The organism is Plantactinospora sp. CNZ320, assembly GCF_002846275.1.
Window position 1 is genome coordinate 3,859,580 of the sequence record NZ_PJMP01000001.1, and the last position, 24,803, is coordinate 3,884,382.

General features: G+C 71.8%; 22 protein-coding genes, 1 tRNA gene and 3 pseudogenes. 12 read left to right on the forward strand and 14 right to left on the reverse strand.

The window, feature by feature from the left end:
• Positions 1-1,156: 1,156 nt before the first annotated feature.
• Positions 1,157-2,794 (reverse strand): recombinase family protein, encoded by a 1,638-nt coding sequence (locus CLT71_RS16915; RefSeq protein WP_101367965.1) that lies wholly within the window; start codon positions 2,792-2,794, stop codon positions 1,157-1,159.
• A 34-nt stretch (positions 2,795-2,828) separates the two neighbouring features.
• Here CLT71_RS16915 and CLT71_RS16920 point away from each other — a divergent pair.
• The 6 genes and pseudogenes from CLT71_RS16920 to CLT71_RS16950 all read left to right on the forward strand — a co-directional run.
• Positions 2,829-2,903 (forward strand): annotated as a pseudogene (locus tag CLT71_RS16920) (peptide-methionine (S)-S-oxide reductase MsrA); the annotation flags it as partial.
• A 103-nt stretch (positions 2,904-3,006) separates the two neighbouring features.
• Positions 3,007-3,291: a type II toxin-antitoxin system Phd/YefM family antitoxin gene (locus tag CLT71_RS16925; RefSeq protein WP_101367966.1), complete on the forward strand. Its 285-nt coding sequence runs from the start codon at positions 3,007-3,009 to the stop codon at positions 3,289-3,291.
• Positions 3,288-3,578: a type II toxin-antitoxin system RelE family toxin gene (locus CLT71_RS16930; protein ID WP_199187620.1), complete on the forward strand. Its 291-nt coding sequence runs from the start codon at positions 3,288-3,290 to the stop codon at positions 3,576-3,578. Before CLT71_RS16925 ends, CLT71_RS16930 begins: the two co-directional genes overlap by 4 nt.
• A gap of 55 nt (positions 3,579-3,633) precedes the next feature.
• Positions 3,634-3,717 (forward strand): annotated as a pseudogene (locus tag CLT71_RS38050) (peptide-methionine (S)-S-oxide reductase MsrA); the annotation flags it as partial.
• A gap of 603 nt (positions 3,718-4,320) precedes the next feature.
• Positions 4,321-5,145 (forward strand): hypothetical protein, encoded by an 825-nt coding sequence (locus tag CLT71_RS16940; protein ID WP_199187621.1) that lies wholly within the window; start codon positions 4,321-4,323, stop codon positions 5,143-5,145.
• Positions 5,146-6,238: 1,093 nt separating this feature from the next.
• Positions 6,239-7,174: pseudogene (locus CLT71_RS16950) on the forward strand (ribonuclease Z); the annotation flags it as partial.
• Between the two features lie 43 nt (positions 7,175-7,217).
• Here CLT71_RS16950 and CLT71_RS16955 read toward each other — a convergent pair.
• A complete protein-coding gene (locus tag CLT71_RS16955) occupies positions 7,218-7,517 on the reverse strand; it encodes an MmcQ/YjbR family DNA-binding protein (RefSeq protein WP_199187622.1) in 300 nt (99 codons plus the stop codon).
• Between the two features lie 56 nt (positions 7,518-7,573).
• On the opposite strand from CLT71_RS16955, the gene CLT71_RS16960 reads away from it, so the two are divergent.
• Entirely contained in the window at positions 7,574-8,101 is a 528-nt protein-coding gene (locus CLT71_RS16960) for a GNAT family N-acetyltransferase (RefSeq protein ID WP_101367969.1), read from the forward strand.
• A gap of 85 nt (positions 8,102-8,186) precedes the next feature.
• On the opposite strand, the gene CLT71_RS16965 is transcribed toward CLT71_RS16960, so the two are convergent.
• Both CLT71_RS16965 and CLT71_RS16970 read right to left on the reverse strand, forming a co-directional pair.
• Positions 8,187-9,563, reverse strand: a complete 1,377-nt coding sequence (locus CLT71_RS16965) for a cystathionine beta-synthase (RefSeq protein ID WP_101367970.1) — start codon at positions 9,561-9,563, stop codon at positions 8,187-8,189.
• Positions 9,564-9,722: 159 nt separating this feature from the next.
• Positions 9,723-10,082, reverse strand: a complete 360-nt coding sequence (locus CLT71_RS16970; RefSeq protein WP_101367971.1) for a DUF1232 domain-containing protein — start codon at positions 10,080-10,082, stop codon at positions 9,723-9,725.
• 329 nt (positions 10,083-10,411) lie between these two features.
• On the opposite strand from CLT71_RS16970, the gene CLT71_RS16975 reads away from it, so the two are divergent.
• From CLT71_RS16975 to CLT71_RS16990, 4 genes are all read left to right on the forward strand, one after another.
• Positions 10,412-11,506 carry an SGNH/GDSL hydrolase family protein gene (locus tag CLT71_RS16975; RefSeq protein WP_486483305.1) on the forward strand — a complete coding sequence of 365 codons (1,095 nt, stop codon included), beginning with the start codon at positions 10,412-10,414 and terminating at the stop codon, positions 11,504-11,506.
• A gap of 38 nt (positions 11,507-11,544) precedes the next feature.
• Positions 11,545-12,336 carry an SGNH/GDSL hydrolase family protein gene (locus CLT71_RS16980; protein ID WP_101371521.1) on the forward strand — a complete coding sequence of 264 codons (792 nt, stop codon included), beginning with the start codon at positions 11,545-11,547 and terminating at the stop codon, positions 12,334-12,336.
• A 59-nt stretch (positions 12,337-12,395) separates the two neighbouring features.
• Complete coding sequence (locus CLT71_RS16985) at positions 12,396-12,974, forward strand: SUKH-4 family immunity protein (protein WP_101367973.1); 579 nt, start codon at positions 12,396-12,398, stop codon at positions 12,972-12,974.
• Between the two features lie 217 nt (positions 12,975-13,191).
• A complete protein-coding gene (locus CLT71_RS16990; RefSeq protein WP_101367974.1) occupies positions 13,192-14,454 on the forward strand; it encodes an acetyl-CoA C-acetyltransferase in 1,263 nt (420 codons plus the stop codon).
• Positions 14,455-14,518: 64 nt separating this feature from the next.
• Here CLT71_RS16990 and CLT71_RS16995 read toward each other — a convergent pair whose 3' ends face one another.
• From CLT71_RS16995 to CLT71_RS17010, 4 genes are all read right to left on the reverse strand, one after another.
• On the reverse strand, positions 14,519-14,860 hold the full coding sequence (locus tag CLT71_RS16995; protein ID WP_101367975.1) for a hypothetical protein: 342 nt from the start codon (positions 14,858-14,860) through the stop codon (positions 14,519-14,521).
• A 21-nt stretch (positions 14,861-14,881) separates the two neighbouring features.
• Positions 14,882-15,637 (reverse strand): Bax inhibitor-1/YccA family protein, encoded by a 756-nt coding sequence (locus tag CLT71_RS17000; RefSeq protein ID WP_101367976.1) that lies wholly within the window; start codon positions 15,635-15,637, stop codon positions 14,882-14,884.
• 178 nt (positions 15,638-15,815) lie between these two features.
• Complete coding sequence (locus tag CLT71_RS17005; protein WP_101367977.1) at positions 15,816-16,637, reverse strand: Bax inhibitor-1/YccA family protein; 822 nt, start codon at positions 16,635-16,637, stop codon at positions 15,816-15,818.
• Positions 16,638-16,772: 135 nt separating this feature from the next.
• Positions 16,773-16,853, reverse strand: a tRNA-Leu gene (locus CLT71_RS17010).
• 96 nt (positions 16,854-16,949) lie between these two features.
• On the opposite strand from CLT71_RS17010, the gene CLT71_RS17015 reads away from it, so the two are divergent.
• Positions 16,950-18,791: a hypothetical protein gene (locus CLT71_RS17015; RefSeq protein ID WP_486483306.1), complete on the forward strand. Its 1,842-nt coding sequence runs from the start codon at positions 16,950-16,952 to the stop codon at positions 18,789-18,791.
• 79 nt (positions 18,792-18,870) lie between these two features.
• Here the strand turns inward: CLT71_RS17015 and CLT71_RS17020 are convergent, their stop codons facing one another.
• From CLT71_RS17020 to CLT71_RS17045, 6 genes are all read right to left on the reverse strand, one after another.
• Positions 18,871-20,217, reverse strand: a complete 1,347-nt coding sequence (locus tag CLT71_RS17020) for an NAD(P)/FAD-dependent oxidoreductase (RefSeq protein WP_101367978.1) — start codon at positions 20,215-20,217, stop codon at positions 18,871-18,873.
• Between the two features lie 138 nt (positions 20,218-20,355).
• Entirely contained in the window at positions 20,356-20,904 is a 549-nt protein-coding gene (locus tag CLT71_RS17025; RefSeq protein WP_486483307.1) for a hypothetical protein, read from the reverse strand.
• A gap of 31 nt (positions 20,905-20,935) precedes the next feature.
• The gene (locus tag CLT71_RS17030; RefSeq protein WP_486483688.1) at positions 20,936-22,345 is read right to left on the reverse strand and encodes a DUF58 domain-containing protein; all 1,410 of its coding nucleotides are present in this window, start codon (positions 22,343-22,345) and stop codon (positions 20,936-20,938) included.
• A gap of 47 nt (positions 22,346-22,392) precedes the next feature.
• Positions 22,393-23,403, reverse strand: a complete 1,011-nt coding sequence (locus CLT71_RS17035) for an AAA family ATPase (RefSeq protein WP_101367979.1) — start codon at positions 23,401-23,403, stop codon at positions 22,393-22,395.
• On the reverse strand, positions 23,400-23,996 hold the full coding sequence (locus CLT71_RS17040) for a hypothetical protein (protein WP_101367980.1): 597 nt from the start codon (positions 23,994-23,996) through the stop codon (positions 23,400-23,402). Before CLT71_RS17040 ends, CLT71_RS17035 begins: the two co-directional genes overlap by 4 nt.
• Positions 23,993-24,802: a DUF4129 domain-containing protein gene (locus CLT71_RS17045; protein WP_101367981.1), complete on the reverse strand. Its 810-nt coding sequence runs from the start codon at positions 24,800-24,802 to the stop codon at positions 23,993-23,995. The genes CLT71_RS17040 and CLT71_RS17045 overlap by 4 nt, the downstream gene beginning before the upstream one ends.
• Between the last annotated feature and the right edge of the window lies 1 nt (position 24,803).

Consider the following 24,803-nt stretch of genomic DNA (forward strand, 5'->3'; position numbering starts at 1 on the left):
TGGCGGGGTTCGTCTGGGTCTGTGCTCCGGGTGGGGCAGGGCCGAAGGAACTTCCTGCCGGTAACTTTGTCCCGCACGGGGGGAAGCCGCCCTAGTTCAGAGGCTTGTGGCATCGCCGGGCGGGGGCCGGGACTCTCCGTCCCTCTTCCTATCCGGTGTGTCCCAGACGGGGGGAAACAGAGGGGGCAGCGCGCGGCGGGCCGGTCAGCCGGGGGCGGTGCCTGCGGAGTGTTCGTCCTGCAAGGGGGGAAACCCGATCTTGGGGGCCGGGCCTCGATGTCTGCATAGCGTATGTCCCACAGGGGTAAAACGCCCTGGTCACAGGCTTGCGGCTTGCCGGGGTGGTCGCTGCCGGTGGGCGCACGCGGGGGCGCACCTACCTGCGTCGGGTAAGTCCTCACCGACGTAAGGGCGGCGGCCAGGGGGTGAGTGCCGGCGCTGCGGGGCGGCCCAAGAATTACCCCCGGATGGCGCACCCAGGGCCGGCGGGTGTCGGCACCCCGTCGGCACTTACCCCCCTGATAACGCACCCATCCCCGGACGCCGGCGGAGCGGAGGGTGCCCAGGGACTACAGAGAGCACTATAAGTAACTACAGTTAGTTATATAGAGGGGTATAAGGGGGAGGAAATAGGACAGATTGAAGGGGAAGGAAAGCGAGCGGCGGAGCAACAAGAGTCCGAACGCCATTACCCCCCGGATGGCGCACCCACGTCGGCACCTCCTCGGCGGCGGGGCGGACCAGCGGGCGGGAGGCTGCGACGGGATGGCATCGGAAACCCGCTGTGCGCCACGCTGCCGGCCGTGCCTGCCGTCCGGGTAGTACGGGGGAGGGTGGGCGCAGAGCCGGCCCGCGTAGGCGGCCTGACAAGTGCACTTGTTGGTGGCGGGGTGTCCGCTGTCAACCGGCGTTGACGCTACCTGGTAGCACGGTCGCCGGGGCGCGGCCGGTCGGCGGGGCGGTGCCGGGGGCGGTCCGGGGCGGTGGCGACCAGCGGGCCGTGGGGTGCGGCCGGACGGCATCGGCAACGGGCTGTGCGGGTCGCGGCCGGGCGTGCGGGCTGTCCGGGGGGTATCGGACGCCGGACGCAGAGTGGCCCGCTACGGGGCACGTAGCGGGCCACTTGTTCAACGGCGGCGGGGCCGGGTCCGGCGACCTATGCCGAGCCGGCCCATTCCAGCTCGACGCGGGCGTTCACGCTGCCCCACGGGTCGGCCTTGGTCGGGCGGCCACCCTTGGATGCCGCACGGCGGACCGTGATGCGGTCAACGAACAGGGTTACGAACTCGCGCCGCTCCCCCACCGAGGCGGTATCCCACCACGTTTGTTCGTCGCCGTAGGCGCTGGAGGTCCAGAGGTCAAGCGGGAGCTTGGCGGTTACCTGCTCGTCCAGCGCGGCCAGCCGGGCGGCCAGAGCATCGACGCGGGCACCGGTAGCCGTGACGGCGCGGGTAAGGGCGGCTGCGGCGGCACCCGTGGCGGTCCCAAGGGCCTCGGACTGCTGGTCGAGGGCGGCGGTTGCGTCGGCAAGCTCTGCGGACACTGCGGCCCGTTGTACGGCGGTCTCCGGCGGCACCTTCGTCGCGCCGTAGCGACGGGTCGCCTCGGCCAGGATTGAGGCGGTGGTGTCGTCCTCGTCGGCCGGGTCGATGGAGCTGATAAGGCGGTCAATCCGCATCCGAATCCAGCCGTCGAGCGCGGCCATACTGATCGTGTTCGAGTGCCGGCCAGCCGGGGCGGTGCACATGTAGGCGTCACGGTTCGTGTTGCCGGACGCGACGAACCGGCGCGACTTCATCGGGCACCCGCATTCGCACCACAGGATGCCCAGAGCCGACAGCAGGGCTTGCACGTCGCCGGTGTGGTACGGCGACCGGGCGCGAGCGTTCAGGGTCGCTTGCAGACGCCAGAACTCATCGGTCGTGATGATCGGCTGATCCGGCGGCGGGAGCACGTGCGCGTCTTCGAGGTCGTACGCCATGCGGTAGCCGACCGTGTTGCCCTTGGCGTCGAGCACGGCGACGGCCGGCAGGCCGGCAATGCGGGGGTCTCGCAGCCGTTGAGCTAGTGCCCGGTCCGACCAGGCGGCCCCCGCGCGGGAGCGGCCGACCTTTGCGCCGCGCGTGCGGATGCCTCGGCGGTCAAAGTGACGGGCGACGGCGTGCACGGCCTGGCCGAGCAGGACGGCGCGGGTCGCCACCCGTAGCGCGCGGGCCTCGGCCGGGTCGACCACCAACGCGCGCACGGCCACCGGGTCACCATCGGGGGTCCGGGCCATCCGCTCGACGGTGGTGAATCCGTACGGGGCGTGCCCGACGTGCCCACCGGCCGCGCGGGCGAGGGCCTTTGCGGCTTTCACGGCGGCCGACTTGTTCTTTGACTCGTTGTGCGCGGCGTCCATTCGCAGCAGTAGATGGATCAGGTCCATCGTGTTGTCCGGGCCGAACGTGCCTTCCGTGATGCTGACAATCGTCAGACCACCGGCGAGCAGCGGCAGCCATTCGGCAAGCGCGATGCGCGGGTCTTGGCGCGTCAGGCGGGACACGTAGAAGACATAGAGATGCGTGATCTCGCCTGCCTTGATCGCCGCTACCATCTGGTCGTACGCCTCACGGACTACGCCAGCTTGGAAGCCAGAGCGGTCGATGTCCTCAAACATGCGGACGGTTGCGCCGGGGTGGTCGTGGTTGGCGCGTTCGGTGGTCGCGGTGCGCTGGGTGGCCGGCGATGCTTCCGACTTGTTCGCGCGGGCGGACGACTGGCGCACGTAGGCGGCGGGGCGAGCGGCGATCATGGCGGCAAGAGTAGTACACCGTTCGCCAGGCTTCAAGAACCCGAACGGCTACTGCAACCACGGCCCGAACGGGATGACCTGCCCGGTCGGGGTGGCCCGTACCGCCTAGTCACTGCGGGGCCACCGGGCTGAAAGTTGTCCGGTGGCCCATCAACGAGGAACATCAGAAAATCTGTACGTAGTTCGCGCCACTATCTGCCTATACTTCGAGCATGACTACGGTGCCGTTCACCGACGCCCGCAACCGCCTCTCGGAACTCATCGACGAGGTGGCCTCGACACACGAGCGGATAGAGATCACCAGGCACGGCCACACCGCCGCAGTGCTCATCTCTGCCGACGATCTTGCGGCGTTGGAGGAAACTCTGGAGGTCCTGTCCAGCGCCGAGGCCATGCGGCAACTCGCCGAATCCAGGGCAGCCGTCGAAGCTGGTGACGTCCTCGACGCCGACGAGCTTGCCGCTCTGATGGCGAAGCGGTCGAAGCGGTCACAGTGACCGACCCGGATCCCAACCGCTACCGACTCCAGGTCGCCGGCCCTGCCGCACGCGTCTTGGCCGGAAGGCTGCCGGAGAAGATCGCAGCGGCCGTCTACGAGTTCATCACCACCAGCCTGCTCGACAACCCGCATCGGGTCGGCAAACGACTTCTTCTGCCACCTTTCGAGGGCACCCGGTCGGCGCGCCGGGGCACGTATCGCGTCCTCTACGAGATCGACGAAGACAACCGCGTCGTGACCGTTACGGCGATCGAACACCGCGCGGACGCGTACCGGTCGCGTTGACCCACCGCAGGCCACGTCGGCCCGGCCTCATCCTCTCGCCAGTAGCTCACCGCCCGCCAGGGACCAAAATCCGGGTGGCTATTGCAACCACGGACCGAACGGCATGACCTGCCCGGTGGGCGTGGCCAAGACGGCCTGACCCGGCACAGCGCTGGCGCGGGTCTGCGGATCCGCGCCAGCACTGAATTGGCGCGACGACGAGATCGCACTCCTCCGACTGCTGGGTCTTGAGCAGTTCGTACGCCGTCGCTGTCGTCGTGACCTGCGGCGAGTGTGGGACGGCACTGCGGGTGGACGAAGTTGCGGCGCTGGGCGAGATCGCCGAGGCGGTTGCTGACCACGGGAGCGGTGCGCCCGGTCGCTGTGACAGGCGGCGCCCGAGCAGAGCGGTCTCGCCGCCGTCGCGGTCCTGCCATGAAACGGCCAGGACGGCGACGGTGATCAGCAACCCGGCGGTGTCGGTGTTTCAAACACTCACTCAGAACCACCGAGAAACCATGGCCGCCTGCCCTTCTCGGCAACTTGAGCCAAGCGGTGGCATCGCCTCCTAACTCACGCCGAGGCCGAGGCTGCGACGTCGGCTTTCTCCCTCGCCCGTACCCTCTCCAAGGACCTACGGCACGTTCTGTTGGAGGACTGAGTGACGGTTACGATGCGACAGATTTGGGAGCCGGCTGCTGCCGACATTCGGCTGTGGGGACGCCCGTTGTGGTGGACTGTGAGCCCGTCGCAGGAACTCGCAGTGCTGCTCGTCTCTCAAAGGCAACTGACCCATATCCCGCACATCGCCGGGTGGCTGGGCTGGACGCCCAAGGTGCCCTTCGACGGCATGCTGGTGATCCGGCACGCCGACGGGTCGGTACGTCGCCGCACCATCAGGTCGATCCCGCTGCAGCCCAGTCACATCGCGCTCCTACCAGGTGACCGGCTACTCATCGCGAATGGTCGAGCCCGAAAGGACGGGGAAGGATCGTGGGAGCCGAACGCTCTTGTGTATTCCTCGGAGGGTGCGGTGGAGGACTCCTTCTGCATCGGTGACGATATCGATGTCCTTGTGACGGGCCGTGACGGATCGGTCTGGACGGCCTACGGTGACGAAGGTATCTACGGTGGCCATCCGCACTCTGCGGCTGGACTTGCCGGTTGGGATTGTCGGGGTCAGATCAGGTGGGAGCCGAACGGACGCCTTCCAGAGTGGCCATTGGCAGGGTTCAGCGCCGCCACAGAAGGTGATCAAGTGTGGTTGGCCTGGTACTCGCGACCCGGCGCCGCGGGCACCTTTTTGACTCGGATCACCCCCGCGACCGGCGAGGTGGCCAGTTGGCCCAGCCCCGTCGAGTCTCCGGACGGTTTGGCCGTACGTGGCCATCACGCCATCCTGACTCGGCGAGCCCACAACAAGAACTCGACTGCGGTGACCCGCGCCGAGTTCGTCAACGGCTCGTGGGCCGCGATGGAACGCCAGATTGTTGAGGCACCCGGTCGCATTGTCTTGAGATGCGGCCAAGGCCGCGACGGAGTTCTATGGCTACGTGCCGCAGACGCCTGGGTCCGCGTCGAGGCGTAAAGGTCTAAACATCGACGGGGTCCATGGCCGTGCCCTGAAGCGGAAGGGGCCAAGAAGCCGTGAGCGGCAGATTCCGGATGTCGATTGGCTCTGCGATCGGTGCCGCGAGCACTGAACATTCAGTTTGGCTTTGACGACAGGAAATACACCTGGAAGTGCACAGGCTGCGGCCACAGGAACAGCATTTCGAGAGACAACATCTACCCGGTTTCAAGCCGTGTGACGTGACGTGGCATTCGGCGTCGCTGGGCGGACTGCCGGACGATCGACGTGAGCGATCGGCGGCGGAGCCGGGGGTGGTCGGCGCGGAGACTGTCGAGCTGGGTGCACAAGCGGGGCACGGAAGCCGGGGTTGCCGACGGCGTGCCGCGGTTCGGGTCGACCGCCGGGCGGGCCCGGGGGTTCGGGCAGCCCGGGAGAGGGTGGGCACACAAGCGGGGCAGCTCGACAGTCTCCCCGGCGCATATCCCCACCCCGCACCCGACCCGACGTCAGAACGCCGACCCAGAGATACCTGGCGGCACCGGATCACCCGATCAACCTTTGCAGACGAGGCACTAGCACGACCGGGGCCCGCACCCGACCGGAACGACCCGACAGCGCGGCGCGAGTCGCCAGCAGGTCGGCCGCGCTCGGCAGCCCACGCGAGGTCGGCGTCCCGCTGCGCCAGCGGTACGCGCAGTCTGCGCGGCGTCGCGGCCAGGCGCCAGCACCGTACGACGCGCTCCGGCGGGCCCGTCCAGCGGTCCGGCGGTGTGGGCAAAAACCCTTGCCGGTGCCGTCCGGGGGTGGATAGCGTGGCCCTACACGGGAAGGGAGGTGGTCCAAGCTTTGTATAGCAACGGGACTCGTGAGGTGGCTGTCCGCTAGCCGCTGTCCTTGACAGTTTCGGTGTCCGCCGCAGGCGGGCAGTTGCAAGTCGTCGAGACCGTGTGGCAGCGGTGCGGCGAATCCACGACAGCCACCCGACCCCCGGGGCGCCGGCCAAAGTCCAGCCGGCCTTCGTGTGACGACCGTCACGCGGAACCCCGGGGGTCGACCATTTCGCCGGTCGACAGTCGTCCACCGCCGGTCCCCCCTTGAAGAGGCCGCCGTGTCCGTACGTGAGCTGGCGGTGCTTGGTACGGCCAGCCAGGTGCCGACCCGGCACCGCAACCACAACGGTTACCTGCTGCGCTGGGACCGCGAGGTGATCCTCTTCGACCCTGGCGAGGGCACCCAGCGGCAGATGATGTTCGCCGGCATCCCGGCCGGCGACCTGACCCGGATCTGCGTCACCCACTTCCACGGCGACCACTGCCTCGGCCTGCCCGGAGTGGTCCAGCGGCTCTCGCTGGACCGGGTGCCGCATCCGGTCGACGCGCACTTTCCCGGCGGCGAGGCGCACTTCTTCGCCCGGCTGCGGCACGCCAGCGCGTTCCACGAGACCGCCGAGCTGCGCGAAGCGCCGGTGCTGCGGGACGGGCAGACCTTCGAGACCTCCGCCGGTACGCTGCTCGCCCGCCGGCTCCGGCACCCGGTCGAGACGTACGGCTACCGGCTGGTCGAGCCGGACGAGCGGCGGATGCTGCCGGACCGGCTGGCGGCGTACGGGATCCGGGGGCCGGCGATCGGCGAGCTGATCCGGGCAGGTCAGGTCGACATGCCGGGCCGGCGGGTGACGCTCGCCGAAGTGAGCGCGCCGCGTCCCGGCCAGCGGTTCGGCTTCGTGATGGACACCGGGCTCTGCGACGGGGTCTTCGAGTTGGCCGACCGGGCCGACCTGCTGGTGATCGAGTCGACGTTCCTGACCGAGGACGCCGCGCTCGCCGCCGAGGTGGGGCACCTGACGGCCGCCCAGGCCGCCCGGGTGGCGGCCGAATCCGGGGTACGCCGGCTCGTGCTCACGCACTTCTCCCAGCGGTACGCCCCGACGCCCCGGGCCGGGCTGCCACCGGCCGCCGAACGTTTCGCCGCCGAGGCCCGGGAGCACTTCGACGGCGACCTGGTGATCGCCGAGGACCTCGCCCGGGTGCCGGTACCGCCCCGGGCGCCGGTCAACACGGCAGGGCCGGCCGACGCGACCGGGACGGTCAGCGCGGCAGGGTCGCCGCCAGCCGCTTCGGCGCCCTGATCCGCCACGACTCGGCGAGCAGTTCGCTCAGCTCGACCGGGTCGGCGGTGTCCAGCGCGACCACCACCATCGGATAGTTGGCGTAGTGTGCCGGCACGGTGTAGGTCTGCGGCGCCGCCGCGAGCAGCGCCTCCCGCTCGTGTGTGAAGATCGCGATCCGCTCGCCGTCCTCCAGTAGCCGGGCGAAGAGCTTGCCCCGGATCTTGCAGGCCGGCGTCCCGTATGAGATGCCCTGTTCCACCTCGGGTAGCACCGACACCAGATCACACACTCTGTCCCAGGTGACCATATCGGCCACGTTACTACGATCAACTCATGACCCTCACCCTGCGCCCGGCGGTGGCCGCCGACCTGATGCCGATCGGCGAACTCCAGCACAGATCCCGGATGGTGGCCTACCGGCACATCATCCCGGCGGACGCGCTGGTCGCGGAGACCGGCGAGATGATGGGGCGGTACTGGCAGGAGCGCTGGGCCTACGAGCGGGACACCCACCTGATGACGGTGGCGGAACGCGACGGCCGGCTGGCCGGCTTCACCTATCTCGGGCCGCACGACGACACCGAACCGGAATCGGCCGGCCCCGGCGTCGGCGAGCTGTACGCGATCCACCTCGACCCGGCCGAGCTGGGCCGGGGGGTGGGCCGGACGCTGATGGTCGACGCGCTGGCGAAGCTGCACGCCAAGGGTTGGCGCCGGGCGGTGCTCTGGGTACTCGTCGAGAACGTCCACGCCCGGGACTTCTACGCCCGGGGCGGCTGGGCACCGGACGGCGTCGAGCGGGAGGGCGCCATCGGCCCGGTGCTGACCCCGCAGATGCGCTACGCCCGCGCCCTACCGTAGGCCCGGCCACCGCCACGTGAAAGGAAGGGCCCCTTCTTATCGCTTTTTGTATAAGAAGGGGCCCTTCCTTTCACGTCAGCTCAGTTCAGCGGGAGTGGGCGCCCAGGTGGGCCAGCAGGTCCTGCCGGGTGAGTACGCCCTTCGGCTTGCCGTCCACCAGCACCAGCGCGGCGTCGGACTTTTCCAGCAGCCCGACCGCCTCGCTCACCGGCTGCCCGCCGCCGATCATCGGCAGCGGCGGCCCCATGTGCCGCTCGATGGTGTCGTGCAGCTTCGCCTGGCCGGTGAAGAGCGCGTCCAGCAGGTCCCGTTCGGCGATCGAGCCGGCGACCTCGCCGGTCACCACCGGCGGTTCGGCCTTGAGCACCGGAAGCTGCGAGACGGCGTACTCCCGCATGTAGTCGACGGCGTCCCGGACCGTCTCGGTCGGGTGCACGTGGACCAGCTCAGGGATGCCGTTCGGCTTGCTGTTCAGCGCGTCGGCCACGGTCGGCTCGGTGGCGCTGGTGTCCATGAAGCCGTACCGGGCCATCCACTCGTCGTCGAAGATCTTGGAGAGGTAGCCGCGGCCGCCGTCCGGCAGCAGCACCACCACCACGTCGTCCGGGCCGGCCTGCCGGGCCACCTCCAGGGCGGCGGCCACCGCCATCCCGCAGGAGCCGCCGACCAGCAGCCCCTCCTCGCGGGCGAGTCGCCGGGTCAACTCGAAGGAGGCCTTGTCGGAGATCTTCACGATCTCGTCGCAGATGCCCCGGTCGTACGTCTCCGGCCAGAAGTCCTCACCGACCCCCTCGACCAGGTACGGCCGGCCGGTGCCGCCGGAGTAGACCGAGCCCTCCGGGTCGGCGCCGATGACCCGTACCGCCCCGCCGGAGACCTCCTTGAGGTAGCGGCCGGTACCGGAGATGGTGCCGCCGGTGCCGACCCCGGCCACGAAGTGGGTGATCCGGCCGCCGGTCTGCTCCCACAGCTCCGGACCGGTGGTCTCGTAGTGCGAGCGCGGGTTCGCCGGGTTGGCGTACTGGTTGGGCTTCCAGGCGCCGGGGATCTCCCGGGTCAGCCGGTCCGAGACGTTGTAGTACGAGCGGGGGTCCTCCGGGGCGACCGCCGTCGGGCAGACCACCACCTCGGCCCCGTACGCCCGCAGCACGTTCTGCTTGTCCTCGCTGACCTTGTCGGGGCAGACGAAGACGCACCGGTAGCCCCGGGTCTGGGCGACCAGGGCCAGCCCGACGCCGGTGTTACCGCTGGTCGGCTCGACGATGGTGCCGCCCGGCTTCAGCAGCCCGGCCCGCTCCGCCTCCTCGACCATCCGCAGTGCGATGCGGTCCTTGACCGAGCCGCCCGGGTTGAAATACTCGATCTTGGCCAGGACCGTCGCCGAGATGCCGGCGGTCACCTGCCGGAGTCGGACCAGCGGAGTGTCACCGATCAGCTCGATGACGTTGTCGTAGTAGCGCACGACGTTGTGCCCTTCTCGGTGCTCGCCGGCCGGACGGCACTGGCCGGGCACAGGGTCGGTGCTGATGGCGTGCGGTCGGGGCGAAGGATGGTAGGTTCCTCCGCCAGCGTACGTGCCGCCGGCCCGGCCCGTGGCCGGGGTTCCCCGGTGCGGAGGGGGTCAGTGCACCACCCGGCCGGGGATGACGGAGTCCCGGGCGGCCTCCCAGGCGAGGAAGCGCTCGGTCTCGCCGAGTACGGCGCCGGCCAGCCAGGTCACCATCACCGCGTCGTCGGCCAGGCCGAAGACCAGCAGGGTGAGTTCCGGCAGTACGTCGACCGGGGAGAGCACGTACGCGGTAGCGGCTGTCATCATGGCGAGCCGCAGCCCGCCGTCGTACTCGCCCCGGATGGTCGCCGCGATCATGCGGGGCAGGGCGGCGATCCGCCTGCCCAGCGATGGCCCGCCCCGGGAGCCGGCGGTCAGTGCCTGGAACAGCGCCCTGAAGGCGGCAGTTCGTCGAATTGTTTTGGTGGCCATGTCCGCGCCCTCCTCTGGACTTCATGATGCATCCGAACGCAACCAACCGCTCGTCGAGAACTTTGGGTGGAATCGGGAAACGCCGGAAAACCGGCGATGAACCGGCGCTCGCCGGGTACCCGATCGCCACCCTCGCGGAGGCGGAACGCTGACAGCGCGGGATGGGCGACCGGGGTTAACCTCGAAGGTCGCGAGGGATACGGCGTGACAGGCGGGGGGCCTTGATGAGTCCGGCCGGATCGACACGGCGACAGCGGTCGCGGCAGCGCAACCTGGTGTCGCGGTGGCAGCCGCGGCGGCCGGCGCGCCAGCACCGGCCGGCGTGGGGGGTGGAGACGACCCCGCCCGAGCGGTCGGGCTGGCCGGTCGCCCGGCGGGTGGCGAAGGCGACGCTCCTGGGCGTCGGACTGACCGCGCTCACCACCGCCGCCGGCTACGGGCTGCTGCTCGGGCAGGCCCGGCAGGCCCGTCGGGTGATCCCGCTGGCCGAGGCCCCGCCGCCGCGCGGTGACGGCGTCTACGGCGCCAAGTTCCCGGGCGAGCCGATCACGATGGTGGTGCTGGGCGACTCCTCCGCCGCCGGCTACGGGGTGCACCGGCCCCGGGAGACCCCCGGCGCGCTGCTCGCCACCGGCGTCTCGCGGCGGCTGCGCCGACCGGTCCGGCTCTACCGGTTCGCCGTGGTCGGCTGCCTCTCCGCCGGGCTCCGCCCGCAGGTCGACGCGGCGCTGGAGCGCCAGCCGGACGTGGCGGTGATCCTGATCGGCGGCAACGACGTGACGAACCGTACCCCGCACGCGGTGGCGGTCCGCTACCTCGTCGAGGCGGTACGCGACCTGCGGGCCGCCGGCGCCCAGGTGGTGGTCGGCACCTGCCCCGACCTCGGTGCGATCCAGCCGATCAAGCCGCCGCTGCGTTGGCTGGCCCGGCGCTGGAGCAGGCAACTGGCCACCGCGCAGACCATGGCGGTGGTCGAGGCCGGTGGCCTGACCGTCTCCCTCGGTGACCTGCTCGGTCCCCGGTTCGCCGCCGAACCGACCCGGATGTTCGCCTGGGACCACTTCCACCCCTCCGCCGAGGGGTACGCGATCGCGGCGGCGGCGCTGCTGCCGACCGTACTGGCCGCGCTCGGCGCCGGTACCGAGCGTCGCCCGTCGCTCGCCGGTGACCAGGGCGTACGTTCGCTGCCGGCAGCGGCTCACGAGGCGGCCCGGCACGCCGGTACGGAGGTACGGGGCGTCCGGGTCGGCGGCCACGAGCACGGTCCCGGCGGCCGGTGGGCACAGTTGCGCCGCCGTGGGGCCTGGTTCGGCCACCCCCGGTCGGGGGAGACTGGAGGGCCACCGGAGACACCGGCACCGCTGGACGAGGCGACGGCACCGCTGGACGAGGCGACGACCTCCACAATAGAGGGACGAGCATGACCGGACTCGACACGACGAGCGGCACGGCGACGTACGGGATGACGACCCGGATCGCCCGGGGGGCCGCGGTGACGCTGCTGGCCAGTGCGGTCGGCGGGATGGCGCTCCTGGTCGGTGAGGCGTTCGTGGCCCGCAACCGGCGGTACGCCCGCCCGGAACTGGGCCTGGCGCTGCGCTCCACGGTCGGCCGGGCCGGCGCGCCACCGCTGCGGCTGGTCCTGCTCGGCGACTCGGCGGCGCTCGGGGTCGGAGTCGACCGGGCCGCCGACACGGTCGGCGGGCAGCTCGCCCGGCTGCTCTCCGAGGGGGCCGGGCCGACCGGTGCCGGTGAGCGTCAGGTGCGGCTCTCCAGCGTCGGGGTATCCGGCTCCCGTTCCACCGACCTGGCGACCCAGGTGGCCCGGGCGCTGCTCGGCGAGCCCCCGGACGTCGCGGTGATCCTGGTCGGCGCGAACGACGTGGTGGGGCTGCGCCGACCGGCCGAGGCTGCGGCGTACCTCGGTGCGGCGGTACGCCGGCTGCGCGGCGCCGGAGTCCGGGTGGTGGTCGGCACCTGCCCCGACCTCGGCGCGGTCCGGGCCATCGCGCCCCCGCTGCGGCAGCTCGCCGGCTGGCTGGGTCGACAGACCGCCCGGGCGCAGGCCGTCGCCGTGCTGGAGGCCGGCGGCACTGTGGTGGACCTCGGCGCCGAGACCGGTGCGGTGTTCCGGGCCGACGCCGGCACGCTCTGCCACGACGGCTACCATCCCTCCGCCGACGGCTACCGGGTCTGGGCGCACGCCCTGCTTCCCGCCGTGGCCCGGGCCGCCGCCGGAACCCGGCAGCGATAGTTTCCCGCTGTTACCCAGACCGGGTCCGCTGGCGCCGCGACAGCAGGAGAGGCTGATTGATGCTCGACCGGCGCAAGCTGTCCATGATCAGCCGGCGCAAACTGGAGAGGTGGTTCCCGGACGACGAGATCGTGGTCGCCCCCGAATCGGCCCTCCCGGACGGGCTGTCGGACGTCCCGACCCGCAGACTGCTCGGCGACATCGGTGTACCCGAATCGTTCCTCGATGTGCTGATGATCGATATCGTCAGGCCGATCCCCCGGATCGGGGAGGTCTACCAGCGGCACGGCGGCACCGCGCCGGCCGGTACCGCAGAGCTGTTCTTCCTGGGCTTCGCCGGCCAGTCCCAGCTCGCCCTGGACGGCAACAGCGGCAGGCTCTTCCAGGTCCACGAGGAGTTCGGGTCCCGTCCCATGGCCAGCAGCCTGGAGTCGTTCCTCCGGGTGCTCGGATTCGTCAGCGGCGAGGTGCAGAAGCACCAGCGCAAGCCGAGGTACACCGCCGAACAGTTCGCCGAGCGGCTCATCCCGGGTGCGCTCAAGCAGTTGAAGCGCAGGGATCCGGCGGCGCTACCGGCGGCCGAGCCGGCGTGGCGCGCCTTCCTCGCCGACGTCGCCGCCAACTCGTCCGAGGAGTAGGCGTCACCGGGGCCGAGCGCCGGGTCGCTGGCAAGCGCCGCGCCGAGCGCCGACTCGCTGGGCAAGCGCCGCGCCGAGCGCCGACTCTCGCTGGGCAAGCGCCGGGCCGAGCGCCGACTCTCGCTGGGCAAGCGCCGGGCCGAATGGCGGCTGGCTAGGCAAATGCCGGCCGCTGCCGGCGGTGACCCGGCCCACCACCCCGGGTTAACGTTGGTTCATGTCGACCCTCTCGCCCCGTGACGCCGTTGTCGTCGCCACCGCCCGCTCCCCGATCGGCCGGGCCCACAAGGGTTCCCTGCGCGAACTGCGCCCGGACGACCTGGCCGCGACCATCGTGCAGGCCGCCCTCGACAAGATCCCGCAGCTCGACCCGGCCCAGATCGACGACATCTATCTCGGTTGCGGGCTGCCCGGCGGCGAGCAGGGCTTCAACATGGCCCGGGTGGTGGCCACGCTGCTCGGCCTGGACACGGTGCCCGGAGCCACCCTCACCCGCTACTGCGCGTCCTCGTTGCAGACCACCCGGATGGCGTTCCACGCGATCCGGGCCGGCGAGGGTGACATCTTCGTCTCGGCCGGCGTCGAGTGCGTCTCCCGGTACGCCCGGGGCAACTCCGACGCGCTGCCGCCCGAGGCACAGGAACTCGTCGGCGGCGGCTGGCAGAACCCGAGGTTCGACGCGGCCCGGGCCCGCTCGGCGGCCCGTACCGAGGCCGGCGCACCGGTCTGGACCGACCCCCGGCTCGACGGCGGGCTGCCGGACATCTACCTGACGATGGGGCAGACCGCCGAGAACCTCGCCCAGGCGTACGACGTGACCCGGGCCGAGATGGACGAGTTCGGCGTACGCAGCCAGAACCTTGCCGAGAAGGCCATCGCCGACGGCTTCTGGGCCCGGGAGATCACCCCGGTGACCCTCCCCTCCGGCGAGTGGGTCGACTCCGACGACGGCCCCCGCCCCGGGGTGACCCTGGAAGGAGTGGCCGGACTGAAGCCGGTCTTCCGCCCCGACGGGCGGATCACCGCCGGCAACTGCTGCCCGCTCAACGACGGCGCGGCGGCCGTGGTCGTGATGAGCGCGGAACGGGCCCGGGAACTGGAGATCACCCCGCTGGCCCGGATCGTCTCCACCGGCGTGACCGCGCTCTCCCCGGAGATCATGGGACTCGGTCCGGTCGAGGCGTCCCGGCAGGCACTGCGGCGCGCCGGGATGACGATCGACGACGTCGACCTGGTCGAGATCAACGAGGCGTTCGCAGCCCAGGTGATCCCCTCGTACCGGCAGCTTGGCATCCCGCTGGAGAAGCTCAACGTGATGGGCGGGGCGATCGCGGTGGGGCACCCGTTCGGGATGAGCGGCGCCCGGATCACCGGTACCCTGCTCAACGCCCTGGACTGGCACGACCGCACCATCGGGCTGGAGACCATGTGCGTGGGCGGCGGCCAGGGCATGGCGATGGTGCTGGAGCGGCTCAGCTGAGCCACCGCAACGTGGCGCGGGTGCCGGTCGGCAACCGGCGCGGGTCGGCCGTCGGTGCGGGTGCTCAGAGTGCCTGCCGGACGGCCGCCACCTCGTCGGCCGCGCCGGCCAGCACCGGGGCCGGCGGCCCGGCGGCGACCAGGTCGGCCACCACCACCCGGAGCTGGTCGGGCAGGGCCAGGTCGTTCTCCAACCGGGGTACCGGCCGACGCGGTGCTCCGGCCGCGTCCGCGCCGAGGTCGGCCAGGAGCTGTACCAGCCGGTGCACCAGCTCGGCCCGGGCCGGCCCACCGGCGGGGCCCGGGGCCGCCCAGCGCGGCGGGGTCCAGTGCCCCACCTGCCGGACCAGCAGGTCGAGCTGCCGGATCAGCGGCTCGGCCGGGCGGGTGGGTTCGGGCGCGTTCATCGCGGGGAGTCTACGGTCGGCTCAACGCCGTACGTAGCTGAGCAGGCGGAGGATCTGCCAGTAGAGGAAGACCAGGCCGACCAGCAGCCCGAAGGCGCAGAACCAGGCGTACCGGGCCGGCAGTCCGTCCCGTACCCCGCGCTCCACGAGGTCGAAGTCGAGGATGAAGGTCAGCGCACCGACGGTGATGGCGACCAGCGCGAAGACGTACGGCAGCCAGCCGACCTTGCTGCCGGTGCTGTAGACCACCAGGGCCTGCCGGCCGGAGATCAGGTAGACGGCGAGGTTCACCAGGCTCAGCACCACCACCCCGATCAGCGCACCGATCACCAGTCGGGTGAACCGGGGCGTGGCGCGGAGCACCCGCAGCCCGTAGAGCACCGCCATCCCGACGAAGACTCCGAAGGTGCCGACGACGGCCTGCACCACTATCCCGGGGTAGACCGCCTCGAAGCCCCGGCTGGCCACGCCGAGCAGTACCCCCTGGAGCAGCGCGTACCCGCCGATCAGGACCGGGTTGGTGACCCGCCGCAGTGAGATCACCAGGGCCAGGACCAGCCCGGCCAGTGCCGAGCCGAGCGCGGCGGGCGCGGCCCAGCCGTCGGTGACGTACGTCCAGGCGACCGCGGCGGTGGCACCGGTCAGCAGCAGCAGGCCGACGGTCCGCACCACCACGTCGTCGACGGTCATCGGCCGGGCGGCCCCGGCGCCGAGGACGTGGCGTTCCACCCGGGCGGTGTCGTCCAGCCGGGTCAGCACCGGGTTGGAACTTCTCATGCCCTACGACAATAAACTAGACATCTCCGGCAGTACCCGGCTTGGGTCGGGGCGACCAGGGTGGAGGGGTCGAACCAGCCGAACGCCCGCCCCCGCGCGAGGTGGGGACGGGCGTCGGTACTACCGGTCAGGCGGGGCCGTCAGCCGGCCGCCGTTGCCTCAGGGGGGCCGACTCCGCTCAGTCGTCGCCCTGGAAGTAGCTGAGCAGTCGCAGGATCTCGATGTAGAGCCAGACCAGGCTGACCAGGATGCCGAAGGCGGCGGTCCAGGAGTAGCGGCGCGGCAGGCCCATCCGCACGCCCTCCTCCACCTCGTGGAAGCTGAGGATGAAGCTGAGCGAGGCGATCACGATGCAGATCAGGCTGAACCCGATGGCGACGGGGCCACCGTCGCGGAGCCCGGTCTCGACGCCGAAGAGCGAGAGCACGAAGTTGATCAGGATGACCGCGAAGATGCCGACCATCGCCGCGATCACGCCGCGGACGAACTTCGGGGTCGCCCGGATGGCCTTGGCCTTGTAGAGCCCGGCCATCAGGAAGAAGACGCCGAAGGTGGCGATCACCGCCTGTAGCACGATGCCCTGGTAGCCGGCGATGACCTCGAAGAACTTGCTGACCATGCCGACGAAGACGCCCTCGACGACGGCGTAGGTGATCACCAGCGCCGGGTTGGCGATCCGCATGAACGAGATCACCAGACCGAGCACCAGCCCGACCACTGCCGCGCCGATCCAGGCCGCACCGATCGCACGGTCCGGCACCAGCACCCAGGCGAGTGCGGCGGAGAGCCCGGTGATGCCGAGCAGGGTGACCGTCTTGACGACGACGTCGTCGATGGACATCGGCGTCACGGTGGGCGGCGCGGCGGGGTAGCCCGCGCCCGTCGGATAGGGCTGCCCGTAGCCGGGCTGTCCGTATGCGCCGGCCGGGGCGTGACCCGCAGCCCGCTCCCGCTCGGCCGCCTGGCCGAGTCGGGCCAGCACCGGGTTGGACGTCTTCACTTTGTCAAGCCTCCTGAAAAGGTCGGTGCACAATGCCCGTGCCCTGTCCAGGGTAATGGTCTCCGGCGAGCTTGTGGAGATCCACGTCACCCGGCCAACCAGTGGAAGGGCTCGGCCGGCCGGCAGCACGGATAGTGCCCGGGGCGGGGGTCGAACCCGCACGCCTTGCGGCAGCCGCTTTTAAGGCGGCCGTGTCTGCCTTTCCACCACCCGGGCAGGTACCGAATTTCCTCGGTCCTGGTGCCTGCCACGGTAGCGGGTGGAGCCCCACCGGGCGCACCCCGTTCCCGGATCGGCACTAGGGTCTCTGTCGTGACCAGCACTGCCCGCGCGGCGCAGGACGCCGACCCCGGCCCGGCCACGACAGAGACCGTCTCCGGCCCGCCCAGGTCCTTCCGGGGACGCTGGTCGGGCGTACTGCAGCGGCACTGGCCCGATCTGGCGATGTGCCTGCTCTTCATCGTCCTCGCCGGTTGGCTCACCGCCGGGCTCTGGCCCGACCCGGGCGCCCGGGTGCTGGCACTCAACCCGGAGGACCAGGCCCTCTACGAGTGGTTCCTGGCCGCCGACTCCCAGGTGCTGCACGGCGACTTCTCACTGCTGAGCGACCGGCTCAACGCCCCGGACGGGGTAAACCTGATGGCCAACACCACGGTCATCGCCCTCGGCTTCCTGTTCGCGCCGGTCACGCTGGCCTTCGGCGCGCCGGTCACCTTCGCGCTGCTCGCGGCCGGCAACCTGGCCGGCACCGCGATCGCCTGGTACCTGCTCTTCACCCGGCTGCTCGGCGCCCGGCGGCTCGCCGCCGCACTCGGCGCGGGGCTCTGCGGCTTCGGTCCCGGGATCATCTCCCAGTCCAACAGCCATCTGCACATGACCGCGCAGTGGCTGGTGCCGGTGCTGATCTGGCTGGTCGTCCGGATGGTCCGGGCCGCCGACCCGCAGGGCCGGCCCGACCGGCCGGGAATCGACTGGCGGCGGGTCGTCACCTCCGCGGTCGGGCTCGCCGCCGGGGTGACGGTGCAGGTCTTCGTCGGCGAGGAGACGCTCTTCCTGGCCGCCATCGCCCTTGTCGTCTTCACCCTGGCGTACGCCGCCGCGAACTGGCCACTGGCCCGCCGGGTGATGCCCGGATTCCTCGCCGGGATGGTACTGGCGGTCGCGCTGGCCCTGCCGGTGCTGGCGTACCCGCTCTGGTTCCAGTTCGCCGGGCCGCAGAGCGTGCCGAACGGCATGTTCAGCCCGCACTACTTCTACGCCGACCTGGCGAGTTGGTCCGCCATCTCCCCGATGTCGATCGCCGGCTCCCCCGAGGCCGCCCAGTTGACCACCGGACCGGCCGAGTACAACACCTTCCTCGGCTGGCCGCTGCTGCTGGCCGCCGTCCTCGGTGCCGGCTGGCTGATCCGGAAACCGGTGGTCATCGCCTGCCTCACCTCCGGCATCGTGATGGCGGCGCTCTCGCTCGGGCCGACGATCGTGGTCAACCGGGAGCAGACCGGGATCACCGGTCCCTACTCGCTGCTGCTGGGGATCCCGGTGGTGGACGGCGCGCTGCCGATGCGGTTCGCCCTGGCGCTGCTTCCGCTGATCGCCACGGTGCTGGTGCTCGCCGTCGACCGGGGACTGGCGGCACCGGAGACGCCGGTACGGGTCATGGTGCCGCTGGCGGCGGTCATCGCGCTGCTGCCGATCTTCCCGGCCCAGATCCCGACCGCCGCCCGGCCGCCGCTGCCGAAGTTCATCGCAGACGGGCACTGGCGCGACTGCGTCGAGCCGGACGGCGTACTGGTGCCGGTGCCGCTGCCCACCCCGCAGGAGCCGTGGCCGATGCGCTGGGCGACCGCCGCCGACGCGTCCTTCGCGCTGCCCGAGGGCTTCTTCATCGGCCCGTACGCGGCCGGCGGGCAGGCCTCGATGGGCACCTACAAGCAGCCGACCTCGCAACTGCTCACCGACGTGGCCAAGAACGGCGGCATACCGGCGATCGGCCAGGAGCAGCGTGACCAGGCCCTGCGCGACATCGAGTTCTGGGGCGCCTCCTGCGTCGCGGTCACCGACGACGTCCAGAACGCGGCCAGCCTGCGGGGCACCCTGGAGGCGCTGTACGGCCCGGGCACCCGGGTCGCAGACGCGTGGACCTGGCGGTTCTGAGCGATCCCCCGCGCGACTCCGGCGCCCGACCGCGAAGACGGACGGGCGCCGGTGCGGGTGGACCGGGCGCCGGTGCGGGTCAGACCGGACGGCGGTCGCCCGGTCGGCTGCCCGCCGCGGCACTCGCCTCGACGAACTCCTCCCGGGGGTCGTGCAACTGGCCCAGCGCCACCACCTCGCGGCGGAGCACGAAGGCGAGCGTCCAGTCGACGATCACCCGTACCTTGCGGTTGAGCGACGGGATCCGGCTCATGTGGTATGTCCGGTGCATGAACCAGGCCGGCAGCCCCTTGAGCTTGATCCCGTAGACCTGGGCCACCCCCTTGTGCAGGCCGAGGCTTGCCACGCTGCCGGCGTGCTTGTGCTTGTATTCGACCGGCTGCCGCCCCCGGATCACCGCCCGGATGTTGTCGGCCATCCGGGCCGCCTGCCGCACCGCGTGCTGGGCGCTCGGCGAGCAGTACGCCCCGGGCGGGCCGGTCAGGTCCGGCACCGCCGCGCAGTCACCGGCGCTCCACGCCCCGTCGACGACCCGTTCGCCGTCGACCACCTGGAGCGTCGGCAGGCAGGTGACCCGGCCCCGGTCGTCGCGGGGCAGGTCGGTCTGGGCCAGCATCGGCGAGGGCTTCACCCCGGCCGTCCAGACGATGGTGTCGGCCCGGAAGCTGTCCCCGTCGGAGAGCCGGACCAGGCCGTCCACACAGGATTCAAGCCGGGTCTCCAGCCGGATGTCCATCTTCCGCTTGAGCAACTGGGCCACCGTGTACGCGCCCATGTCCCGGTCGACCTCGGGCAGCACCCGCAGGGTCGCCTCGACGAGTACCCAGCGCATGTCGTCGGGCTTCAGCTCCGGGTAGTACTTCAACGCGTCCCGGGCCATGTCCTCCATCTCGGCCAGCGCCTCGATGCCGGCGTAGCCGCCGCCGACGAAGACGAAGGTCAACGCGCAGCGCCGCACGTCCGGGTCGGTGGTGGCGGCGGCCACGTCCAACCGGTCCAGCACGTGGTTACGCAGGTAGATCGCCTCGCCGATGGTCTTGAAGCCGATGCCGTGCTCGGCCAGCCCGGGGATCGGCAGGGTACGGGAGACCGAACCGGGCGCCACCACTATGTGGTCGTACCCGATCTCCCGGGCCGGGCCGATGATCGGCTGCACCACGGCGGTCTTCCGGTCGTGCTCGATCCGGGTGACCGTGCCGGAAACGACGGTGCAGCGGCGCAGTTCACGCCGCAGCGGCACCACGGCGTGCCGGGGGGAGATGTTGCCGGCCGCCGCCTCGGGCAGGAAGGGTTGGTAGGTCATGTGGGGCTGAGGGTCGACGACGATGACCTCGGCCTCCGACGACCGGAGTTTCTTCGACAGGCGCAGGGCCGCGTACAGGCCGACGTGACCGGCGCCTACCACAAGGATCCGCTGCGGGTTCACGCCTCCATCTTTCCCCCACCCGGCGCCAGATGCTGGCCAGATGCCCCTTCTGTGATTGACGACGCCGAGTGACCGCCGTTACCCCGGTTTGCGCCGATCTTGTCACGCCAGGCCGGCCGAGCCGGGAAGAACCGGCCGTCACCTGCGCCGGAACAACCAGCCGAGCAGTCCGGCGGCGCAGACCGCCAGGACGAGCCCGCCGAGCAGCGCCACGACGAAACTCCGGTCGCCGAACCGGCCGTCCATCGCCAGCAGCGGCATCGAGAGCACCGCCGAGGCGAGCGCCACCCCCAGCGCCCGGGCCACCCACCGGGCCAGCACCTCGGGGGCGACCACCGCGTCGTACGACAGCAGGGCGGCGAGCGCCGCCAGGGTGTGGGTCAGGTAGAGGAAGGTGGCCAGGGCGAGCAGCCGCCACAGTTCCACCTGCTGGTCGTACCAGCCGGTCGCCGCCACCCAGGCGCCGACCGCGGCCAGCAGCACCATGGTGGGCCAGTTGCGCCGGGGCGCCACCGCCGGCGCCAGCGCCGCCACCGCCAGCAGGCCGAGCAGGCGGGGATCGGACGGCCTCGACGGGTACGCCAGCAGCAGCGCGACAAGCGCACAGCCGAAGACACCGGCCCGGACCAGCAGCGGCACCATTGTTATCCGGCCGATCGCGGCGTAGAACTCCCTGATCCGGCTCACCACGACGGCACTCCGTTCGACACGACCGCGCTCACCGCAGCGCCGGCCGGGGTGCGGAGGCGAGCCGGGCGACGTCCCGGAGCACCAGGTCGAGGCTGCCGGCCCCGGCCCAGGTGACCACCGGCACCCCGTGCTCGCGCAGCTGGCCGATGGTGACGTCCCGGTCCAGCCGCCAGAGCCGGTGCGCCACCTCGGTCCACTGCCCCCGCTTCGGCGGCACGGCCGACGGCGGCAGGGTGTCCACCGCCACCACGAACCGGCCCGAGCGGGCCAGCCGGGCCAGCATCGCCGCCGACCGGGGGTCCACCAGCGGGGTGAGCACCACGACCAGGGCGTTCGAGGAGAGCAGTTGCGGGCCGAAGACCTGGTCGTACGGCTCGTGCGGGGACTGTTCGACCCGGACGTCGAGCAGCCACTCCAGCAGGGTCAGGTACTGCCGCCGGCCGGTTGCCGGGCGCAGTCGCCGGGCCGACGGGCCGTACTCCAGCAGCGAGACCCGGTCGCCCCGGTGCAGGTAGTGCTCGGCGATCGCGGCGGCGGCCCGGACGCAGGTGTCGAGCACCGAGGCGCTGCCCCGGATCCCGCCCGAGCGGCCTGCCTCGGCCAGCACGTCCAGCAGCAGCACCACCTCGGCGTCCCGGTCGGAGAGCATCGCCGCCACGTGCAGTTGCCGGGCCCGCAGCGAGACCCGCCAGTCGATCCGGCGCAGCCGGTCCCCCGGCCCGAAGATGCGTACCCCGGCCAGCTCGCCGCCCTCGCCCGGGCGCCGCGACCGGTGCCCGCCGACCAGGCCGGCGGCCCGGGGCATCGCCTCGTCCGCGTCGAAGGGTTCGGTGACCGGATAGACCGGCACCGCCCGGGCTTCGCTGCGCACCGTCTGGCTGGCCAGCAGCCCGTCGCAGGCGATCGCCCGCACCGCCGCCGGCCCGAGCGAGTGCCGGCCCCAGCGCAGCGTCTGGCCGCGCAGCTCCAGGTCGGCGGCGGTGCCGGCGGGCACGGTGAAGCCGTAGGGGCGGTCGGTGGCGTCCCGGCCGGACCGGGCCGGCTCGCCGGAGCCGTCCTCGGCCCCGGCGCCGCCGGGCGCGAACCGGACCTCGTCGACCCGCAGCCAGGACGAGACCACGGTACGGACCAGCACCAGGTCGTAGCCGACCTCGTCGAGGTTGCCGACGCTGATCCCGCCGACCAGAGCAGCTCCCTCGACCAGGTTGGTGTCCTCGGCCCCGATCCCGATCTCCGGCAGCCGCGCCGGTCGACGACGCAGCGCGTAGGCGGTGCCGAGCGCGAACGGGGCGGCCAGCACCACCAGGTCGATCCGGCCGAGCAGGGCACCGGCGACCAGGAAGAGCCCGGTGAGCAGCACCGCCCGGCCGAGCGCCCGGGTGGAGACCCAGTCCGGTGCCGGTACGCCGCCGGACGGCGACGCCACGGCCGGGGCCACCGCCCGCTGCCCGGGTACGGCGGGTCGCAGGGTCGGTCCGGTGGAACTCACGTCGCGCGTGCCCCGGCCGGCCCGGCATAGCTGGGCAGGGCACCGCTGGCCGGCGCCGGAGTGGTCTCCAGCACCTCGTTGACCACGAAGGACGGGTCGACCCGGCGCAGCCACATCTCCGGCCGCAGCGTGATCCGGTGCGCCAGCACCGGCACCGCCACCGCCTTGACGTCCTCGGGGATCACGTAGTCGCGGCCGGCGAACGCGGCGATCGCCCGGGCCAGCAGCAGCAGCGAAAGCGAGCCGCGCGGCGAGGCGCCGACGAGTACCGAGGCGTGCTCCCGGGTGGCCGCGGTAAGCGCCACGATGTAGCGGCCGATCGAGTCCTCCACCACCACGTTCTCCAGGGCCGCCTGCATCGCCCGGAGCATCCCGGCGTCGACCACCGGCTTCAGCTCCGCCTCCTCCTGGCGGCGGGCCATCCGGCGGCGGAGCACGTCCCACTCCTCCTCGGCATTCGGGTAGCCGAACGAGACCCGGAGCAGGAAGCGGTCGAGCTGCGCCTCGGGCAGCGGATAGGTGCCCTCGTACTCGATCGGGTTGGCGGTGGCGATCACGTGGAACGGCGGGTCCAGCCGGTAGGTGACGCCCTCGACCGAGACCTGCTTCTCCTGCATCGCCTCCAGCAGCGCCGCCTGGGTCTTCGGCGGCGTACGGTTGATCTCGTCCGCCAGCAGCAGGTTGGTGAAGACCGGCCCGGCCCGGAAGCTGAAGTCGGCGGTGCGCTGGTCGTAGAGGAACGACCCGGTGACGTCGGCGGGCAGCAGGTCGGGGGTGAACTGCAACCGCCGGAAGTCGAGCCCGAGCGCCTGGGCGAAGGAGCGGGCGGTGAGCGTCTTGCCGAGCCCCGGCAGGTCCTCCAGCAGCACGTGACCGCCGGCCAGGATCCCGGCCAGCACCAGTTCCAGGGCGTCCCGCTTACCCACCACCACCGTGCCGACCTGGTCCAGCACGGCCTGCGCCAGCCGACCCACGTCGAAGGTGCTGACCTGGTCCGCTTCTTTCATAGCTTCTCCAATTGGGCGACGATCGCCGCGAGGTCGCGCGGCGGCGGGGTGCGCTTGCCGGGCGTGTCGAGAAAGTTCCACAGCGGGTCGCCGAGCAGCGCCCGGGCCCGCTCGGGATCGCTGGCCCGGGTGACACCGTGCCGCTGCCGCAGCAACTCGTCGACGAGTTCGGCGAGCACCGGCAGCACCGCCCGGGCGAAGCGCTCCGGCTCCCCCTGCGACCAGCTCAGTTTGGTCTCCCAGCGGTTGACCGAGCTGCCCAGCGCGTCCCGGACGGTCCAGTCGTAGTTGCCGTCCTCCTCACCCCGGCCGGCGGGGCGGGATAGCCGGACCGGTACCGGCGGTGGCGGGGCGAGGGCCCGGGCGAGCCGGCGCAGCAGCAGCAGGGCGACGAAGCCGGCGAAGACGGCGGCGACGGAGACACCGATCCCGACCATGCGCAGCCCGAGTACGACAGCCGCGGCGAGACCTGCCGCGGCCAGTACGAGCCGGAGCCAGCCGGCCACGCCACCGCGTCGACGGGTCACGGTCGGCTGCTGCTGCTCCTCCTCGTCCTGGAGCAGGTCGAAGATGCTGGCGCTGGAGCCGCTCACCGCTGCCCGCCCCCGGCCGTAGTCGCCGATCCACCGTCCACGCCGAGGCGGTCCACCCGCGAGGTGAGTTCGGTACGCAACCGGCGCAGTGCGGCGAGCGCCTGGGCCCGCATCCGCTCGTCGACTGTGTGCGTGGCGTACCGGGCCTCGCGGTAGACGTCGGCGAACGCGGCCAGCACGTCGGCACTGACCGGCCGGCCGGCGCCGAGCAGCCGGGTCACCAGGTCGGTCGGGGTGTCGCCGGGCCGGCGTTCGACCCCGGCCGCCGCGGCGGCCTGCTCCAGGCGTACCCAGCAGGCGATCACCGCCCGGCGCGGGTCGGCATCGGTGTCGGAGAGGTCGACCAGCCCGGCGTCGAGCGCGGCGACCACCTCCTGCTCGGTCTCCTGGGCGGAGCGGAGCTTGCGGGCACCGGGCCGGACCAGTCCCCGGCGGCGGCGCAACAGGTCCCGGACCAGCGCCCCGACCAGTGCGGCCAGCACCGCCACCACGGCGGCGACACAGAGCACCGCGCCGAGGTAGGCGACCCAGTGCGGGATGAAGTCGCCGGGCTGACCGGGGCCGACGCTGCGGGGCGGCGGCTCCAGCCCCGTCGGCTCGACCGGCTGCTCGATCGTCGGCACGATGTCGGCCGGCGGCTCGACCCGGGTGAACCCGATCGACGAGTGTGCGGCGGCGAGCGCGGCCAGCGCCAGCAGCCCGGCGACCGCCGCCAGCGGCCACAGCGTCCGGAGCAGGCCGGCGGTGAGGCTGGACCGGGGTGGGTGCGGTGCCGGGCGGGCACGACCGGAGTGCCCGTCGGTCATC